Genomic DNA, 14,545 nt, shown 5'->3' on the forward strand with positions numbered 1-14,545 from the left:
CCACCAGAAACAGCCCATCCGTATCGACCCCAAGGCGTGCGTCAACCTTTGAAACCTTTACAGACCTGATATACCTCCCGGGAACGCGCCCGGGATGAATCCGGTTTTCGACTTACCACGCTGCTGAACGACTGACGCATAGCCGCCAACAATGCTTCGAAACCTTACCCTGAAATACACTCATTACAAACACTCCTTATGGAGCAAGTACTTGCCGAGTCATATCCAGAGCCAGTTCAATCAAACCCAAGGCTTTCGGGATGCCTACCGAAGCCATACTACTAATATTGGGTGCCATATCTGAAATTACAACGTCAGTACGCCGACATCCCGATAATTCCAACCCATCAGCTTGAAAACCTTTGACCCAGGTACCGTCAAAATGTTCCCTGAGCCAGCGGTCGCTGGATTTTGAGCGACCCCCTCTGCACCTCCGGCCCGGGATTCCTGAATGAACGCCACCATAAGTGGTATCGGCAATTTAACCACCGGCGGACTCTGATACAATCTCACTATAATACGGATTTGGCGGCCAGGGTGTCGCCGGCATTTTATCAATAACCTCCATCAAGAGATTGAATTATGAGCCTGTCGCCTGAACAGCGTCGCGAATACCGGGCGATTGCCCACAACCTGAAGCCGGTAGTAATAATCGGCGACAAGGGCCTGACAGAGAACCTTCAGCAGGAACTTGACCGGGCTCTGAATGACCACGAATTAATCAAAGTGAAAATTGCCAGCCCGGACCGGGAGCAGCGCCAGGAACTTACCGACGCGCTTTGCAAAGCCTCGGGAGCCCAACTGGTGCAAAGCATCGGCAAGATTGCCGTGATTATGCGCCGCGCCGCCAAGCCCAACCCCAAGCTGTCGAACCTGCAGCGCACTCAGTAGATCGGGTCGGAACAAGCATTAAAAAAGCCGGCATCAGGAAGACCTGTGCCGGCTTTTTAGCGCTTTCGAATAAGCCTAAACGTGCTCCACTTTCTCAATTTCATACTCGACGGTGCCCGAGGGTACGCGAATGGCGACTACATCGCCTTCGCTCTTACCGATCAATGCCCGGGCAATCGGCGACGACACAGACAACCGGCCGGCCTTGATATCCGCCTCATCCTCACCGCAAATCTGGTAGTGAACCTGCTCGTCCGTATCCACATTCAAAAGATGCACGGTCACACCGAAAATCACCTTGCCGGTATTTTCGATAGTGGTGACATCAATAACCTGGGCTACGGACAGCTTGGATTCAATTTCCTGAATCCGCCCTTCCATAAAGCTTTGCTGCTCGCGCGCCGCATGATACTCGGCATTTTCTTTCAGATCACCATGTTCTCGGGCGGTGGCGATTGCCGCAATTACCCGGGGACGATCCTCAGATTTAAGCTGTTTGAGCTCTTCTCGAAGGTTGGCTTCGCCCTTGACGGTCATTGGAACTCGGGTTGTCATAACATTCACTTTCCTGTGTGCAGTTCCTGGAGCCGGCGTACCGTTCTCTCAGGCCCAAAATTAATTGCCCGGCAGAAAGCTTCACCCCCCGCCAGAGTCGTTGTATAGGCCACTTTGCGCTGCAAGGCGGACTGGCGAATCTGGGCTGAGTCCGATATTGCCTTGCGGCCTTCTGTGGTATTGATAATCAACTGGATCTGGTTATTTTTGATCGCATCAACAATGTGCGGCCGGCCCTCGCGCATCTTGTTGACCCGTTCGACGGCAATGCCTGCAGCGCGTAGCGATTCCGCCGTACCGGTGGTGGCGACCAATTTGAAGCCTGCAGCTACCAGATCCCGAGCCACTTTGAGCGCGCCGGGCTTATCCACATCCCGAACCGAAATGAAAGCAGTGCCCTGCACCGGCAGGCACTCGCCCGCTGCCAATGCAGCCTTGGCAAAAGCCTCATCAAAGCTGTCGCCAATACCCATCACTTCGCCGGTGGACTTCATTTCCGGCCCCAGAATCGGGTCCACCGCCGGGAACTTACTGAACGGGAACACCGACTCCTTCACCGCAAAATGCGTAGGTATGATCTCCTTGGTGAAGTTCTGTTCTGCCAAAGATTTACCCGCCATGCAGCGTGCCGCGATTTTCGCAAGCGAGACACCGATGGCCTTTGACACAAACGGCACTGTTCGGGACGCTCGCGGATTCACTTCAATAACGTAAACCTTGTCATCCTGCCATGCCAACTGCACATTCATCAGGCCAACAACATCGAGCTCCAGGGCCATCTTGCGAACAGTTTCCCGCATTTCGTCCTGCACGGCTGCCGGCAACGTGTAGGGCGGAAGTGAACACGCCGAATCACCGGAATGAACCCCCGCCTGTTCGATGTGCTGCATGATGCCACCAATGACCACATCCTTGCCGTCGCAGATGGCATCAATATCAACCTCGATGGCAGCATTCAGGAAGTGATCCAGCAATACCGGGCTGTCATTGGAAACCAGCACGGCGTTACGCATATAACGCACCAGCTCGGCTTCATCATAGACAATTTCCATGGCGCGGCCACCCAGAACATAAGACGGGCGCACCACTAACGGATAACCTATTTCACGGGCGGCCAGAAGGCCCTCTTCGTGGCTTCGCACGGTGGCGTTCTCAGGCTGAAGCAGGTTGAGCCGGGTAATCATCTGCTGAAACCGCTCCCGATCCTCAGCACGGTCAATCGCATCGGGGCTGGTACCAATGATGGGCACACCGGCGGCTTCGAGGCCCCGGGCCAGTTTCAGCGGGGTTTGGCCACCGTATTGGACGATCACACCCTTGGGCTTCTCGATGTGAATAATTTCCAGCACATCTTCAAGGGTTATGGGTTCGAAGTACAACCGGTCGGAAGTATCGTAATCCGTGGACACGGTTTCCGGATTGCAGTTGATCATGATGGTCTCGTAGCCATCTTCCCGCATGGCCAGAGCCGCATGCACACAACAATAATCGAACTCGATACCCTGGCCGATGCGATTCGGCCCGCCACCGATAACGACAATTTTCTCGCGATCCGTCGGCTCCGCCTCGCATTCTTCCTCATAGGTCGAATACATATACGCCGTGGAAGAGGCAAACTCAGCCGCGCAGGTATCCACGCGCTTGTAGACCGGGCGGATATTCAGTTCATGGCGCAGTTTGCGCAGGCTGACCTCGGAGATGCCCAGCAGTGTGGCAATCCGGCCGTCGGAAAAGCCCTTGCGTTTGAGGCGGAACAACGTTTTGTGATCAATATCCGCCTTACCGGCCGTCTTGAGCTCGGCCTCTTCCCGGATCAGATCCTCGATCTGGGCCAGATACCAGGGGTCAACCTTGGTATGCTGGAACACCTCATCTACCGACATACCCTTGCGAAACGCGTCGCCGATATACCAGATGCGCTCGGCACCGGGAACGTTAAGTTCACGGGTCAGGTTCTCACAGCCGTCCTTGGTGGACAGGTCAACCATTTCCTCAAAGCCCTCGGACCCGACTTCCAGCCCACGTAACGCTTTCTGTACCGACTCCTGAAACGTCCGGCCAATGGCCATAACTTCACCCACGGATTTCATCTGGGTCGTGAGACGCGCGTCCGCTTGCGGGAACTTCTCGAAGGTAAAACGAGGAATTTTGGTAACGACGTAGTCGATGCTGGGTTCGAACGACGCCGGTGTAATCCCGCCGGTGATTTCGTTCTGGAGCTCATCGAGAGTGTAGCCCACCGCCAACTTGGCAGCGACCTTGGCAATAGGAAAACCGGTGGCCTTGGATGCCAGTGCCGACGATCGTGAAACCCTGGGGTTCATCTCGATCACCACCATACGGCCGTTTTCCGGATTGATACCGAACTGGACGTTGGAACCGCCGGTTTCCACACCGATTTCACGCAGTACCGCCAAAGAGGCGTTCCGCATGATCTGATATTCTTTATCCGTCAAAGTCTGGGCAGGTGCCACAGTGATGGAGTCGCCGGTGTGAACACCCATGGCGTCGAAATTCTCGATCGTACAGATGATGATGCAGTTGTCGTTGCGGTCACGCACCACTTCCATCTCGTACTCTTTCCAGCCGATCAGCGACTCGTCGATCAACAGCTCATTGGTGGGGGAAAGATCCAGACCGCGGGTGCAGATCTCTTCAAACTCATCGCGGTTATAGGCAATACCACCACCGGACCCACCCATGGTAAAGGACGGGCGGATAATGCAGGGGAAACCAATGCTGTCCAGTACCTGGAAGGCTTCTGCCATGGAATGCGCAATCGACGCCCTGGGCGTATCCAGGTTAATGGCCTTCATCGCCTTATCAAACCGGTCGCGATCTTCGGCCTTGTCGATGGTGTCCGCATTGGCGCCGATCATTTCAACACCGTGTTCCTTCAATACACCGTGCTTCTCAAGGTCCAGCGCGCAGTTCAGAGCAGTTTGTCCGCCCATGGTAGGCAGCAACGCATCGGGTTTTTCGCACTCTATAATCTTGGCGACGGTTTTCCAGGTAATCGGCTCGATATAGGTCGCGTCGGCCATCGCCGGGTCGGTCATGATGGTGGCCGGGTTGGAGTTGACCAGGATGACGCGAAAACCCTCTTCCCGCAGGGCCTTGCAGGCCTGCGCTCCGGAATAGTCAAACTCACAGGCCTGGCCGATGACGATGGGGCCGGCACCCAGGATAAGAATGCTTTTGATGTCGGTACGCTTTGGCATTTCGTTGTAAACCTGTCAGCAAACTATAAGTTCATGCAGCGCAGAACGCGGCTGTGAAACGGTGGAAGACCCGCAATCAGGCCACTCGCTCTTCCATCAGTCGGACAAACTCATCAAACAGGGGCGCCACATCGTGGGGGCCCGGGCTTGCTTCCGGATGTCCCTGAAAACTGAATGCCGGCTTGTCCTTGCGCCGGATGCCCTGCAGAGTGCCGTCAAAAAGTGACTTGTAGGTAACCTCCAGATTGTCCGGCAAGCTGGCCTCATCCACGGCAAAGCCGTGGTTCTGACTGGTGATCATCACCTTTCCGGTGGCGAGATTCTGGACCGGATGGTTTGCACCATGGTGCCCGTGTCCCATTTTGAGCGTCCTGGCACCACTGGCCAGGGCTAACAGCTGGTGACCGAGACAGATACCAAAGATCGGGATTTCAGTTTCAAGCACTTCCCGGATTGCCTGTATGGCGTAATCACAGGGTTCCGGATCACCGGGGCCGTTGGACAGGAAGATACCGTCCGGCGCCATCGCCAGAACGTCCGCCGCCGATGTGGTCGCAGGCACAATGGTGACGTCGCAGCCGCGAGAGGCGAGCATGCGCAGGATGTTGAACTTTATCCCGTAATCCCAGGCCACCACGTTGAACCGTGTGTTTGCACGCAAGCCATAGCCAGAATCCAGATCCCATTCGGTCTGGTCCCATTTCCACGTTTTCTGTGCACTGACTTCTTTTGCCAGATCCATACCCTTGAGGCCCGGGAAGGCGTTTGCCAGCTCCAGTGCCCGCTCGGCAGTCGCACCAGCACCCGCCACGACGGCTCCGCTCTGGGAACCCTTGTCTCGCAGAATTCGGGTTAGCCGACGAGTATCGATATCGGCGATGCCAACAACATTGTTATCCCGCAGGTACTGATCAAGGGTTTTGGTGGAGCGCCAGTTGCTGGCCAATAATGGCAAATCCCGAATTACCAGCCCGGCAGCCTGGATACGATCAGACTCGACGTCTTCCTCGTTGACTCCGGTGTTGCCGATGTGGGGATAGGTCAGGGTGACAATCTGGCGCGAATAGGAAGGGTCGGTCAGGATTTCCTGATACCCGGTCATGGCAGTGTTAAAGACAACCTCGCCGCTGGTTTCTCCGTCAGCGCCTATGGCGATACCGTAAAACAGGCTGCCGTCTGCGAGTGCAAGGATTGCTGGTGTGCTCAAGGCTTGTATCCTCATCGAGTGGCGTATCGTCAGTTCCGAATCGAGCCCTGCAAACAGTGGACTCCAACGTCACGAACAGGAACGCAAGCGCAAATTCAGGTCGCAAAAAAGCGAGAGGGGTACTGAAACCTCTCTCGCTTTTTCGATGCTAGCTTTTCAGGCTACGCTTGGTGCAGTTAAACCGCCTTATTGTAAGAAAATGGGCGGTCTGTGTCCACGGCTAATGTCCTGCTCGCTGCCAGGGCTACTTCAGGGAAAGCACATCCTGCATGTCGTACAGGCCGGCCGGCTTGTCGGCCAGCCACTGAGCGGCGCGCACCGCACCTTTGGCGAAGGTCATCCGGCTGCTTGCCTTGTGGGTGATTTCAAGCCGTTCCCCGATACCTGCAAACAGCACCGTGTGATCACCGACCACATCACCGGCCCGTACAGTCTCAAAACCGATCTCTGTTCGCGAACGCTCACCTGTGAAGCCTTCCCGGCCATAAACCGCACACTCTTTGAGATCCCGGCCGAGAGCGCCCGCAACCACCTCCCCCATGCGAACCGCCGTGCCGGAAGGCGCGTCTTTTTTGTGACGGTGATGGGTTTCTATGATTTCAACATCATAGTCGTCACCCAGGGCTTCGGCCGCGGTTTTTAACAGATTCAGCGCAACGTTGACCCCTACACTCATATTGGGCGCAAACACCACCGGCACAGACTCCGAAGCTGCCCCAAGCTGGAGTTTTTCAGACTCGGTCAAGCCGGTGGTGCCAATCACCATCTGCTTGCCATGCTCTTTGCAGTAGGCGAGATTCTCGAGGGTCAGGTCCGGGAAAGTGAAATCGATCAGAACATCGAAATTAGCAACAGCTTCGTCAAGGCTGCCAACCATCAACACACCAAGCTTGCCTACGCCGGCAATTTCCCCGGCATCGGCGCCGATAAGTGAACTGTCCGGATTGACAATGGCGGCCCCCAGGGTAACGCCATCCGCATCCTGCACCGCTTCAATCAGGACCTTGCCCATGCGCCCTGCTGCTCCGGTTATCGCTACCCTCATGATGACTGTCCTTAAAACTTCATTTCGTCGAAGAAACTTTTAACACCTTCAAACCAGGAGGTCTTCTTGGGGCCATGCCGGCCGCTACTGCTGTCATCCAGCGTGCCCTGGAACTCCTCAAGCAATTCTTTCTGGCGCTTGGTCAGATTAACAGGCGTTTCCACCATCACCCGACATAACAGATCACCCGCCGGACCACCGCGTACTGGCGCCACGCCCTTGTTTCTGAGACGGAACAGCTTGCCGGTCTGGGTCTCTGGCGGGATCTTCAGTTTGACCCGACCGTCCAGTGTTGGCACCTCGAGTTCGCCGCCCAGAGCAGCATCAACAATGCTGATCGGCACTTCACAATACAGGTTCCGGCCATCCCGGGTGAATATGGAATGTTCACGTACCGCGACCTGCACATACAGATCGCCTGCCGGGCCACCATCCATGCCCATCTCGCCTTCCCCGGTCAGACGAATACGATCACCGGTATCCACGCCCGGCGGCACTTTCACAGACAGTGTTTTCTGCTCCTCAACCCGGCCAGCGCCCCGGCACACCTTACAGGGATTCTTGATAATCTGACCGGCGCCCCGACAGGTCGGGCAGGCCTGCTGAACCGTGAAGAAACCCTGCTGCATCCTTACCTGACCCATACCATTACAGGTACTGCAGTTCTCCGGGCGAGAGCCTTTTTCCGCCCCGGAACCGTCACAGGTGTTGCACTCAACGTGGCCTGGTACGCGAATCTTGACAGTCGTCCCTTTGACCGCCTCTTCCAGGTCAAGCTCAAGGGTGTAGCGAAGATCTGCACCACGAGTGGTGCGACCCCGGCTCCCGCCGCCGCCACCAAAGATATCGCCAAACACATCGCCGAAAATGTCCGAGAAACTGCCCCCAGCGCCACCGAAGCCTCCGGCACCACCAGCCTGCCCATCAACACCCGCATGGCCGAACTGGTCATAAGCGCCACGCTTCGATGAATCCGCAAGCACTTCGTAAGCCTCACTGGCTTCCTTGAACTTGTTATCGGAGTCTGCATCGTCGGAATTTCTGTCCGGGTGATACTTCATTGCAAGCTTACGATAAGCTCGCTTGATGTCTTTCTCATCCGCATCCCGGGCGACACCCAGAATCTCGTAATAATCGCGCTTGGCCATGCTTTAAACCCTGTTTTTTGTGCCGGCAGCGTGAGGCCGGAACATCATCATTCTGGTTCGAAAACGCAGCAGGGCTTTTCCCCACCACACGGGATACCCGACGGGCATCCTTTAGAACGCGGAAAACGCGGGGAGAACTCCCCGCGTTTTTCCAGACTGACAATCGCCTTGTTTAGCGTTTGTCTTCGTCTTTGACCTCCTCGAACTCAGCATCCACGGCATCATCCTTGGCACCACTTTGCTCAGCGCCCTGACCTTCTGCTTCTTGAGCTTGCCCGGCCTGATCCGCGTACATTTTCTGAGCCATTTCAGAAGACGCTTCGGTGAGCTTCTGGGTCTTGGCTTCGATGGCATCCTTATCGGTGCCGGTCAAAGCTTCTTCCAGCTCCTTGATGGCGGTCTCAATGGCTTCCTTATCGTCCGCACTGACCTTGTCGCCAGCTTCATTCAGCGTCTTGCGAACGCTGTGAACCATGGCGTCACCCTGATTTCGCACGGTGACCAGCTCTTCGAATTTGCGGTCTTCGTCCGCATTCGCTTCAGCGTCACGAACCATTTTCTCGATCTCTTCCTCATTGAGGCCGGAAGAGGCCTTGATGACGATCGACTGCTCTTTACCGGTTGCCTTGTCTTTGGCAGACACGTTCAGAATACCGTTGGCATCAATATCAAAGGTGACCTCGATCTGCGGCACACCCCGTGAGGCCGGTGGGATATCGGCCAGATCGAAACGTCCCAGAGACTTGTTCTGGGCAGCCTGCTTACGCTCCCCCTGGACCACGTGGATGGTAACCGCAGTCTGGTTATCGTCGGCGGTCGAGAAGGTCTGCGACTTCTTGGTCGGGATTGTGGTGTTCTTCTCGATCAGTGGCGTTGCAACACCACCCATGGTCTCGATACCCAGGGTCAATGGCGTCACGTCCAGCAGCAACACATCCTTGACGTCGCCGGACAGCACCGCGGCCTGAATGGCAGCACCGACGGCTACAGCTTCGTCAGGGTTAACGTCTTTACGGGCTTCTTTGCCGAAGAAGGCTTTAACTTTTTCCTGAACCAGCGGCATGCGGGTCTGGCCACCGACCAGAATCACTTCTTCAATCTCGCTGCTCTTCATGCCAGAGTCTTCCAGCGCCACTTTACACGGCGCCAGGCTGCGCTCGACCAGCTCTTCAACCAGTGATTCGAGCTTGGCACGGGTCAGTTTCACATTCATGTGCTTCGGACCGCTGGCATCAGCCGTAACATAAGGCAGGTTTACGTCGGTCTGCTGGCTGCTGGAAAGCTCGATTTTCGCCTTCTCGGCCGCTTCTTTCAGACGCTGCATCGCCAGGGAATCACCGCGCAGATCAATGCCGCTGTCTTTCTTGAACTGGTCGGCAAGGAATTCGATGATTTTCATATCGAAATCTTCACCACCCAAGAAGGTGTCGCCATTGGTGGCCAACACTTCAAACTGGTGCTCACCATCAACATCGGCGATTTCGATGATGGAGATATCAAAGGTACCACCACCCAGGTCATAGACAGCGACGGTGCGATCACCGCTCTTCTTGTCCATACCGTAGGCGAGCGCAGCGGCGGTGGGCTCGTTAATAATCCGCTTCACGTCCAGCCCGGCGATCCGGCCGGCGTCTTTGGTGGCCTGACGCTGGCTGTCATTGAAATAAGCGGGAACGGTGATAACCGCTTCGGTCACCTTCTCACCCAGATAGTCTTCTGCCGTCTTCTTCATCTTCTTGAGAATTTCAGCAGCCACCTGCGGCGGCGCCATTTTCTCGCCTTTCACTTCAACCCAGGCATCGCCGTTGTCTGCCTTGGAGATTTTGTAAGGCACCATCTTGATGTCTTTCTGCACGACACTGTCTTCAAAGCGACGGCCAATCAGACGCTTGATGGCATAAAGCGTGTTATGAGGGTTGGTAACCGCCTGGCGCTTTGCTGACTGCCCGACCAGGATCTCGCCGTCATCGGTGTAGGCAATAATGGACGGCGTGGTGCGGTCACCCTCTGCGTTTTCAATAACTTTGACCTTGTCGCCATCCATGATGGCAACACAGGAGTTGGTTGTACCCAGGTCAATACCGATAATTTTGCTCATTGATTCGCTCCAATTCGTAGTTCAATCTGGTTTTGGGCTTACGATCCGTTCTATTCAGCGCGGGTGCCGTTTAGTGCATATATTGGCGCCACATTCGACTTTTCAAGCCTGCTCATCGATTTTTGGTGCATCCTGGGCCTTGGCAACCACCACCATGGCCGGACGTACCAGACGTCCATTCAGGGTGTAACCCTTCTGGACCACAGCCACTACGCTGTTCGGTTCCGCATCCGGCGCAGGCACCATCGACATAGCTTCGTGCAACTGCGGATCAAAAGGCTCTCCGATCGGGTTTATCTGAGCGACGTTGAATTTGCTGATGCTGTTCATGAACAGGTCAAGCGTCATCTCAGCGCCTTCACGTATCGTCGCCACCAGCTCGCTGTCCGTTTCTTTGCCTTCGGTATTTTCAACAGCTTTCTCGAGACTGTCCGCAACCGGGAGCAGCTCCTTAACAAATTTCTCGACCGCGAATTTATGGGCCTTCTCGACATCAATCTCGGCCCGGCGACGCACATTCTGCATTTCAGCCTGGGTCCGGAGCATCTGTTCCTGGTAATCCTGAACCTGCCCGCGCAGAGCCTCAACCTCGTCTGTCGTCAGTTCTGACGCTTCTTCGGGCGGTGTTGGCTGCTGCGATTTTTTCGGTTGCTCCACAGGCTCTTCGCTGATGGCGTCTCTCAGCTCTTTCTCCGGATCGTCGTAGCGTTTTTCGTCCGCGCTCATGAATCACTCCTGCTTAAATCATGTTGAACCGGCGACCGCCGGCCATCTTTAATAACTTGTTGTCGGATATGGGGCCGGTTAGTCCGGTTTCAACCTTACACAAATCACAAACCGATGATTTGCAAACATCAAAAACACTGTATATATTCACATGTACTGTACGTAAAAACAGTGCTGGCATCACAATGAACAGCGCGAAGCACACCGAAGGAGAAAGGCATGCTCACACAACTGACGGTATCCAACTACGCCATAGCAGAAAGGGTCGAACTGCAGTTCAATGGAGGCATGACGGCACTTACAGGTGAAACCGGCGCAGGTAAATCTATTGTGCTGGACGCGCTGGGGCTGGTGATGGGTGGCCGAGCAGATGCAGGCGCGGTGAGGCACGGAGCAAAACGGGCAGACATAACGGCCATCTTTGATGTCACCAACATTTCCGAAGCCACCACCTGGCTGATTCAGAATGATCTCGATGATGATGCCCACTGCATTCTCAGACGCGTGATCAGCAAAGACGGCCGCTCGCGCGCTTACATTAACGGGCAACCCTGTCCGCTTGGCCACCTGCGCGAACTGGGCAGCACCTTGATGGACATACACAGCCAGCACCAGCATCAATCACTGCTGCAGAAAGATACCCACCGCAAGCTACTGGATGAATTCGCTGGCGCCCAGGCGCTGGCACCGGCTGTCAAAGCCGCCTGGAAAGCCTGGCACAAAACCCGGAACCGCCTGACCGAACGCCAGCATAATGCCGACGAAGCGGAAGCCCGGCTGCAATTGCTACGCTACCAGGTTGAAGAGCTTGATCGCCTGGCGCTCGAAGCCAATGAACAGACTCAACTGGAAGAAGAACAGGCGCAACTAAGCCATGCCGATGACGTACTGCAGCGCAGTCAGCAGGCCGCTCTGTTATGTACCGAGGACGACACCAATGCTGCCCAGATGGTTCGGCAGGCCCTGAACCAACTGGAGCAGATGCCCGTTGAGGTCGCGGCCCTGTCAGAAACCCTGCAGATGCTCAATGAAGCCTATATTCAGCTGACCGAAGCCGGGGACAATCTACGCCATTTCATCGAAGACTATGATGCCGACCCGCAGCGGCTGGCGAGCGTGGAGGAGCGCCTGAGCGCGATTTATCAGATGGCCCGTAAACACCGAATTCAGCCCGAGGAGTTGCCGGAGCTTCATCAGCGCTTGTCGGAAGAACTTGCCTCACTGGACCAGGGGGAAGGCAGCATTGAGAAACTGGAAGAAGAGCTTGCGGAACAACTGAGTGCCTATCGTGAACTGGCCGGCGAGCTCTCAGGCCTGCGACAGCATGCAGCCGGTGAGCTTGACCAGAAGATAGCTGCCGAGCTGACACAGCTCAGTATGCCCGCTGTTCAGTTTATCACTCACCTGAACACACAGACCGACGCCGAGCCATTGCCCCACGGCTATGAGGATATTGAGTTTCTGGTCAGCACTAACGCGGGCCAGCCAGCACGACCGCTTGCGAAGGTAGCCTCAGGCGGTGAGCTGTCGCGCCTCAGTCTGGCCATAGAAGTGGTGGTTGCCCAGACCTCCACGACTCCGACCCTGGTATTCGATGAAGTGGACGTCGGGATTGGTGGCGGCACCGCGGAAGTGGTAGGCCGGCTGTTACGCGCCTTGGGCTCAGGCGGTCAGGTGCTTTGCGTTACCCACCTGCCACAGGTTGCCGCGCAATGCCATCAACATCTGTTTGTCAGCAAATTCACTGAAAAGGATGCGACCTTCTCCAAAATCGAACCCCTGGATGACAATGGCCGTGTAACGGAGGTTGCCCGGATGCTGGGTGGGGTCGATATGACGGAGCAAACCATTGCTCACGCCCAGGAAATGTTCAGCAAGGGCCAGGCGACCCACCACTAAACACTCCGATAAACACTCTGATTTCACTATTCCCCTCTCGATCCTGAGAGATTTTCGGGTAGGCCTTCGGGCCTACCCTTTTTTATCACCTTGACAACGTCAGCGAGGGGCAGCTCAGGACTTACGGGGTTTAACGTAAAGAATCAGGCTGTGGTCAACAATTTCAAAGCCGTGCTCTTCAGCAATTTTCTGCTGGCGCTCTTCGATCACCGGATCGCAAAACTCTACCACCTGTCCCGTTTGCGTACATACCATGTGATCGTGGTGGTCATCGCCCGCCATCTCAAACACGGCATGGCCGCCCTCGAAGTTGTGACGAAGAACCAGTCCTGCCGCTTCAAATTGCGTCAACACCCGATACACAGTCGCAAGGCCGACGTCGTCACCCTGCTCCAGAAGTCGTTTGTAGACATCTTCAGCGCTGAGGTGGTGATTCTCAGAGTTCTCCAGAATGTTGAAAATTTTAACCCTGGGCAGCGTAACTTTCAGACCTACCTTGCGTAATTCGACGTTTTCAGATGACATGTTGCTATTCACTCTTTGGTGTACCCTTGGCTTCCGGTATCATAGCCTTCACTAAAGCCGGTTAACCCGTGTCACACCTGCCCTTGGCAGGCGATTCAAAGATAGAGGATTTCCCCCACTGATGCAAAAGCTTGCAGCACTTCTCCTTACCACCCTTGTTCTCGCCGGCTGCTCCTTCCCCGGTGTATACAAAATCAATGTGCAACAGGGAAACATCCTGACGGAGAAAGAACTCACCCAGCTTGAAAAAGGCATGACACGGCAGCAGGTCCGGTCAGTGCTTGGCTCGCCCATTATGCTGAACCCGGTAGACCCGAGCCGTGAATACTATACCTACACCTTCCAGCGGAGTGGTGGCGAGATCAAGGAACAGCGGGTGATTGTCTATTACGAAAACGATGTCTACACCAACTACGAAGCTCAACTGCTGGAAGAGACGCCTGCCTACTGAAGAACTTCAGGATTGTTTTCTGGCCCGGTTCAACCGTGCCTGTTTGGGGTCAATCCTGAGCGGCCGATATAGCTCAACCCGGTCGCCATCCCTCAGCTGATGGGATTTTGGCGCCTTTATCACTTTGCCAAAAATTCCCATATCCACTGTTTCAAGATCAATCTCAGGAAAAACCGCGTCAATACCGGACAACATCGCAGCCTTGAATGCGGTGGTGCCCTCGGGCACATCCACCTTCAGAATCTGTTGCTTGTCCGGTTTTGCGTAAGCCACTTCAACTTTCATAGCCTCTCACCTGCCCGGCAACATCATTTATACAGTTCGTCTGCGCGACGACAGAAGGCATCTACCATGGTATTTGCGGCCTGACTGAATACCGGCCCGAACGTCATCCGGGAAAGCGTGCCCGAAAATTCAAATTCGAGTCGCAATATTACCTTGCATGCGTCATCCGCCAATGATTGAAAGTGCCAAGCTCCCCGAAGGCTCTGAAAGGGCCCGTCCACGAGCTTCATATTAATCGTCTGAGGAGCCACAAGCTGATTCTGGGTAGTCAGACGCTGGCGAATGCCACCCCGGGCAACCTCAAGCGACGCCGTAATTTCGGAGTCATCCTGCTGATGGACCTCGGTAGAGGCGCACCAGGGCAAAAACTCCGGGTACCGGGAAATATCGTTTACCAGTGCAAACATGCGCTCGGCGGAGTGCATAACCAATGCGCTTTTATCAATCTGATGGGCCATAGAAGCCTGCGCGTCCTGTTCAAGAGCGATGGAGAT

Annotated in this window: 14 protein-coding genes; 3 read left to right on the forward strand and 11 right to left on the reverse strand. The window is 55.3% G+C overall.

Translation table 11 applies throughout. The features are described 5' to 3' along the window. Positions 1-41: 41 nt before the first annotated feature. Positions 42-140: an SAM-dependent methyltransferase gene (locus tag F6Y09_RS20795; RefSeq protein ID WP_246180258.1), complete on the reverse strand. Its 99-nt coding sequence runs from the start codon at positions 138-140 to the stop codon at positions 42-44. 442 nt (positions 141-582) lie between these two features. Here F6Y09_RS20795 and yhbY point away from each other — a divergent pair, with 442 nt between their 5' ends. Next, complete coding sequence (gene yhbY / locus F6Y09_RS02155; RefSeq protein WP_152205277.1) at positions 583-891, forward strand: ribosome assembly RNA-binding protein YhbY; 309 nt, start codon at positions 583-585, stop codon at positions 889-891. A gap of 75 nt (positions 892-966) precedes the next feature. Here the strand turns inward: yhbY and greA are convergent, their stop codons facing one another. The 7 genes from greA to grpE form a co-directional block, all read right to left on the reverse strand. Continuing rightward, a complete protein-coding gene (gene greA / locus F6Y09_RS02160; protein ID WP_152205278.1) occupies positions 967-1,446 on the reverse strand; it encodes a transcription elongation factor GreA in 480 nt (159 codons plus the stop codon). A 5-nt stretch (positions 1,447-1,451) separates the two neighbouring features. Beyond that, positions 1,452-4,667 carry a carbamoyl-phosphate synthase large subunit gene (carB, locus tag F6Y09_RS02165; RefSeq protein WP_152205279.1) on the reverse strand — a complete coding sequence of 1,072 codons (3,216 nt, stop codon included), beginning with the start codon at positions 4,665-4,667 and terminating at the stop codon, positions 1,452-1,454. Between the two features lie 76 nt (positions 4,668-4,743). Further along, entirely contained in the window at positions 4,744-5,874 is a 1,131-nt protein-coding gene (gene carA, locus F6Y09_RS02170) for a glutamine-hydrolyzing carbamoyl-phosphate synthase small subunit (protein ID WP_152205280.1), read from the reverse strand. Between the two features lie 244 nt (positions 5,875-6,118). Beyond that, the gene (gene dapB / locus F6Y09_RS02175) at positions 6,119-6,919 is read right to left on the reverse strand and encodes a 4-hydroxy-tetrahydrodipicolinate reductase (protein ID WP_152205281.1); all 801 of its coding nucleotides are present in this window, start codon (positions 6,917-6,919) and stop codon (positions 6,119-6,121) included. Between the two features lie 11 nt (positions 6,920-6,930). Continuing rightward, complete coding sequence (gene dnaJ / locus F6Y09_RS02180; protein ID WP_152205282.1) at positions 6,931-8,067, reverse strand: molecular chaperone DnaJ; 1,137 nt, start codon at positions 8,065-8,067, stop codon at positions 6,931-6,933. 172 nt (positions 8,068-8,239) lie between these two features. Further along, positions 8,240-10,165, reverse strand: coding sequence for a molecular chaperone DnaK (gene dnaK / locus F6Y09_RS02185; RefSeq protein WP_152205283.1), 1,926 nt, complete (start codon positions 10,163-10,165; stop codon positions 8,240-8,242). Positions 10,166-10,267: 102 nt separating this feature from the next. Beyond that, on the reverse strand, positions 10,268-10,891 hold the full coding sequence (grpE, locus tag F6Y09_RS02190) for a nucleotide exchange factor GrpE (protein ID WP_152205284.1): 624 nt from the start codon (positions 10,889-10,891) through the stop codon (positions 10,268-10,270). A 219-nt stretch (positions 10,892-11,110) separates the two neighbouring features. Here grpE and recN point away from each other — a divergent pair, with 219 nt between their 5' ends. Continuing rightward, positions 11,111-12,790 (forward strand): DNA repair protein RecN, encoded by a 1,680-nt coding sequence (recN, locus tag F6Y09_RS02195; RefSeq protein ID WP_152205285.1) that lies wholly within the window; start codon positions 11,111-11,113, stop codon positions 12,788-12,790. Between the two features lie 114 nt (positions 12,791-12,904). Here the strand turns inward: recN and fur are convergent, their stop codons facing one another. Next, on the reverse strand, positions 12,905-13,315 hold the full coding sequence (fur, locus tag F6Y09_RS02200; RefSeq protein WP_152205286.1) for a ferric iron uptake transcriptional regulator: 411 nt from the start codon (positions 13,313-13,315) through the stop codon (positions 12,905-12,907). Positions 13,316-13,436: 121 nt separating this feature from the next. On the opposite strand from fur, the gene F6Y09_RS02205 reads away from it, so the two are divergent. Further along, a complete protein-coding gene (locus F6Y09_RS02205) occupies positions 13,437-13,766 on the forward strand; it encodes an outer membrane protein assembly factor BamE (protein ID WP_152205287.1) in 330 nt (109 codons plus the stop codon). Between the two features lie 6 nt (positions 13,767-13,772). On the opposite strand, the gene F6Y09_RS02210 is transcribed toward F6Y09_RS02205, so the two are convergent. Continuing rightward, on the reverse strand, positions 13,773-14,051 hold the full coding sequence (locus tag F6Y09_RS02210) for an RnfH family protein (RefSeq protein WP_152205288.1): 279 nt from the start codon (positions 14,049-14,051) through the stop codon (positions 13,773-13,775). 23 nt (positions 14,052-14,074) lie between these two features. After that, positions 14,075-14,509 (reverse strand): type II toxin-antitoxin system RatA family toxin, encoded by a 435-nt coding sequence (locus tag F6Y09_RS02215; protein WP_152205289.1) that lies wholly within the window; start codon positions 14,507-14,509, stop codon positions 14,075-14,077. Between the last annotated feature and the right edge of the window lie 36 nt (positions 14,510-14,545).

The sequence above is a fragment of the Marinobacter changyiensis genome (genome assembly GCF_009193265.1).
Classification (GTDB): domain Bacteria; phylum Pseudomonadota; class Gammaproteobacteria; order Pseudomonadales; family Oleiphilaceae; genus Marinobacter; species Marinobacter changyiensis.

Bases quoted from the DNA above. Each gene is read 5' to 3' on its own strand.
- F6Y09_RS20795 (WP_246180258.1), bottom strand. From the start codon at position 140: ATGCGTCAGTCGTTCAGCAGCGTGGTAAGTCGAAAACCGGATTCATCC.
- yhbY (WP_152205277.1), top strand. From the start codon at position 583: ATGAGCCTGTCGCCTGAACAGCGTCGCGAATACCGGGCGATTGCCCAC.
- greA (WP_152205278.1), bottom strand. From the start codon at position 1,446: ATGACAACCCGAGTTCCAATGACCGTCAAGGGCGAAGCCAACCTTCGA.
- carB (WP_152205279.1), bottom strand. From the start codon at position 4,667: ATGCCAAAGCGTACCGACATCAAAAGCATTCTTATCCTGGGTGCCGGC.
- dapB (WP_152205281.1), bottom strand. From the start codon at position 6,919: ATGAGGGTAGCGATAACCGGAGCAGCAGGGCGCATGGGCAAGGTCCTG.
- dnaJ (WP_152205282.1), bottom strand. From the start codon at position 8,067: ATGGCCAAGCGCGATTATTACGAGATTCTGGGTGTCGCCCGGGATGCG.
- dnaK (WP_152205283.1), bottom strand. From the start codon at position 10,165: ATGAGCAAAATTATCGGTATTGACCTGGGTACAACCAACTCCTGTGTT.
- grpE (WP_152205284.1), bottom strand. From the start codon at position 10,891: ATGAGCGCGGACGAAAAACGCTACGACGATCCGGAGAAAGAGCTGAGA.
- recN (WP_152205285.1), top strand. From the start codon at position 11,111: ATGCTCACACAACTGACGGTATCCAACTACGCCATAGCAGAAAGGGTC.
- fur (WP_152205286.1), bottom strand. From the start codon at position 13,315: ATGTCATCTGAAAACGTCGAATTACGCAAGGTAGGTCTGAAAGTTACG.
- F6Y09_RS02205 (WP_152205287.1), top strand. From the start codon at position 13,437: ATGCAAAAGCTTGCAGCACTTCTCCTTACCACCCTTGTTCTCGCCGGC.
- F6Y09_RS02210 (WP_152205288.1), bottom strand. From the start codon at position 14,051: ATGAAAGTTGAAGTGGCTTACGCAAAACCGGACAAGCAACAGATTCTG.
- F6Y09_RS02215 (WP_152205289.1), bottom strand. From the start codon at position 14,509: ATGGCCCATCAGATTGATAAAAGCGCATTGGTTATGCACTCCGCCGAG.